General features: G+C 70.6%; 4 protein-coding genes. All 4 read left to right on the forward strand.

Annotated elements, in window-relative coordinates; translation table 11 throughout:
* The coding region (locus DSP71_RS01365; RefSeq protein WP_113680174.1) for a sensor histidine kinase at positions 1-890 on the forward strand (890 nt) is incomplete at its 5' end.
* Positions 887-1,624: a LytTR family DNA-binding domain-containing protein gene (locus DSP71_RS01370; protein WP_113680175.1), complete on the forward strand. Its 738-nt coding sequence runs from the start codon at positions 887-889 to the stop codon at positions 1,622-1,624. The genes DSP71_RS01365 and DSP71_RS01370, both read left to right, overlap by 4 nt.
* Positions 1,621-2,001, forward strand: a complete 381-nt coding sequence (locus DSP71_RS01375; protein WP_113680176.1) for a heavy metal transporter — start codon at positions 1,621-1,623, stop codon at positions 1,999-2,001. The genes DSP71_RS01370 and DSP71_RS01375 overlap by 4 nt, the downstream gene beginning before the upstream one ends.
* The coding region (locus DSP71_RS01380; protein ID WP_147251156.1) for a cation acetate symporter at positions 1,998-3,091 on the forward strand (1,094 nt) is incomplete at its 3' end. The genes DSP71_RS01375 and DSP71_RS01380, both read left to right, overlap by 4 nt.

Raw genomic sequence — 3,091 nt, forward strand, 5'->3', positions numbered from 1 at the left:
AATCCGCTGCCCGCCGCATCGCCGCCAGGGTCGGGGAGTCGGGCCGCAGGCAGGTCTTCCCCGCGCCCGGTGCCGACGACGACCTCGAGGCCGTCGGGGCGCCCATCCTGGTCGATGGACGCGTGATCGGCGTCGTGGTCGCCTTCGCGGCGCCCGTCCGTGCCGCGCTGGTGCGTGCCTCGGAGGAGGTGGCCGACTGGTGTGCCGCGCAGGTCGAGCTCGGCGGACTCGACGCGTCCAGGACGCAGCTGGCCGAGGCGGAGCTGCGCTCGCTGCGTGCGCAGATCTCGCCGCATTTCATCTACAACGCCCTCACGGCGATCGCCTCCTTCGTGCTCACCGACCCCGCACGCGCGCGCGAGCTGGTGCTGGAGTTCGCCGACTTCACCCGCTACTCCTTCCGGCGCCAGGGGGAGTTCACGACGGTGGCCGACGAGCTCGGCAGCATCCACTCGTATCTCGAGCTCGAACGAGCGCGGTTCGGGGACCGTCTGCGCGTGACGCTGCAGATCGCACCGGAGACGCTGGCCACCGTCATCCCGTTCCTCTCGGTGCAGCCGCTGGTCGAGAACGCCGTCCGTCACGGGCTCGAGCCCGGCGAAGGGGGAGGGGAGATCCGCATCGCCTCACGCGACGACGGCACCCACACCGAGATCACGGTCGAGGACGACGGGGTGGGCATGGACCCCGAGGCTCTTCATGCGACGCTCACCGCCGGCGACGACGGGGTCCACGTGGGACTCCGCAACGTCGACACCCGGCTCCGCCAGCTCTACGGGGCGGACGGCGCTCTGGTGGTCGAGACGAACACGGGCGCCGGTACCCTGGTGCGCATGCGGGTCCCGAAGTCCCAGCCGCAGCACGACCCGGACAGCGACGGCCGAGCATGACCAGAAGCGTGCAGCCGATCGATGTGCTCGTCGCGGACGACGAGAGACCCGCCCTGGATGAGCTGGTCCATCTGCTGCGCACGGACGCGCGCATCGGCGCGATCGTCACCGCATCATCGGGTGCGGAAGCCCTGCGGCTGCTGTCGGAGCGGGCCGTACGGATCGCATTCCTCGACATCCACATGCCGGGGCTCGGCGGGATGGAGCTCGCGCGTGCGCTGCTCGCCCTCGCGGAACCGCCCGCCGTCGTGTTCGTGACCGCCGATGATGCCAGGGCGGTGGAGGCGTTCGAGCTGCGTGCCGCCGACTACCTCCTCAAGCCCGTGCGCATCGAGCGGCTCCGCCAGGCGGTCGGACGGGTGGTCGAGGTCGCGGAGGCTCCGACGCCCGGTGACGACGAGATGCTGCCGGCCACGATCGGATCCGTGGTGCGGTTCGTGCGTCGCAGCGAGGTGCGCTGGGTGCAGGCCCAGGGGGACTATTCCCGGTTGCACACCGGCGACGGTGCGGGGCACCTGGTGCGCACGCCCATCTCGGAACTCGAGACGCGGTGGGCGGACGCCGGGTTCCTGCGCATCCATCGCTCCTCGCTCGTGCGCATCGCCGTCGTGTCCGAGGCCCGGCTCTCCGGCGCTGAACCCTCGGTCTCGATCGGCGCCGTCTCGCTGCCGGTGAGCAGACGCCTGGTGCCAGCGGTGCGCGATGCCCTGTTGCGCGGGGAGGTCGGGGGATGACGGAGAAGCCGAAGCGCGTGCGGGGGCGGGTGACCGCTGATCTGCCTGATCGTCGGCCGGCGGCCTTCACCCGGGGAATCGCGCTGCCGGGCGCACCCGTCGACGAGGCGGATGCCGTCTACGCCAGGGCTCTCATGCGCAGTCAGCTGCGACTCGCACTCGGAACGGTCGCCGGGTTCGTGATCGTCGTCATCGCGCTGACTCTGGCGATCGCGCTCATCCCGGAGATCGGGCAGGTCATGGTCTGGGGCCTGCCGTTGTCATGGCTGCTGCAGGCGTACGCGTTCTATCCGATCATCGTGGTGTTCGCGGTGCTCTACGTGCGCACCGCAGCGCGCAACGAACGTCGATATCGTGCCCTCCGGGATCGCGAATGAATGCGGTGCTCGACCTCATCGGCGTCGCGCTCGTGATCGTCGCGACGCTGCTGATCGGCATCTACGGTCTGCGCATCTCGCGCACGACCGGCGACTTCTTCGTCGCGTCCCGCACCGTGCGGCCGGTATGGAACGCCTCGGCGATCAGCGGCGAGTACCTCTCGGCCGGCACGTTCCTCGGGCTGTCCGGCCTCGTGCTGCTCGACGGCGCCCGTGGCTTCTGGTTCCCCATCGGCTACGCGGCCGGCTATCTCCTGGTCCTGGCATTCGTCGCGGCACCCCTTCGGCGCAGCGGGGCTTACACGATCCCGGACTTCATCGAGGCGCGGTTGGAGTCGCCGTCGGCGCGCCGGGTCACGAGCGTCGCGGTGCTGGTCATCGGCTGGCTCTACATCGTGCCGCAGCTGCACGGAGCGGGGCTGACCCTGCTGGTGGTCGCCGGGCTGCCGGAGTGGGTGGGCGCCGTCACCGTCGCGGTGCTCGTCGCCGCAGCGGTCGCGGCCGGGGGCATGCGCGCCATCACCTACGTGCAGGCTTTCCAGTACTGGCTCAAGCTCACCGCGCTCCTCGTTCCCGTGGTCTTCATCGCGTTCGCGCTCAGCGGCGGGCCGCACGACTTCGATCCGGCGCTGGTGTTCCCCGTCGAGGCCGGGCCCTCGGGGTTCGACGCCTACGAGACCGCCTCGCTCCTGCTCGCGCTGCTGCTGGGCACGATGGGTCTACCGCACGTGCTGGTGCGCTTCTACACGAGTCCGACCGGGGTGTCCGCACGGCGCACGACCGTGATCGTGATCGGCATGGTGAGCGCCTTCTACGCGGTGTCGAGCACGATGGGGCTGCTTGCGCGCATCGCCGCTCCGGACCTGGCGGTGCCCGGTGTCGCGGACACGGCGGTGCTGCTGCTCCCCTCACGCGTCTTCCCCGGGGCGTTCGGTGAACTGTTGACCGCGCTGATCGTCGCCGGAGCGTTCGCAGCGTTCCTGGCGACATCGGCCGGCCTCGTCGTGTCGCTCGCCGGCGTGATCAGCCAGGACGTGTTCTCCGGATCCGTGCGGTCGTTCCGGCTGTCGGCGGTGCTCTGTGCCCTGGT

The organism is Microbacterium sp. H6 (assembly GCF_003314775.1).
GTDB lineage: Bacteria > Actinomycetota > Actinomycetes > Actinomycetales > Microbacteriaceae > Microbacterium > Microbacterium oxydans.

Excerpts from the sequence above, each read along its gene's own strand:
- DSP71_RS01370 (WP_113680175.1), top strand. The coding sequence starts at position 887 with ATGACCAGAAGCGTGCAGCCGATCGATGTGCTCGTCGCGGACGACGAG.
- DSP71_RS01375 (WP_113680176.1), top strand. The coding sequence starts at position 1,621 with ATGACGGAGAAGCCGAAGCGCGTGCGGGGGCGGGTGACCGCTGATCTG.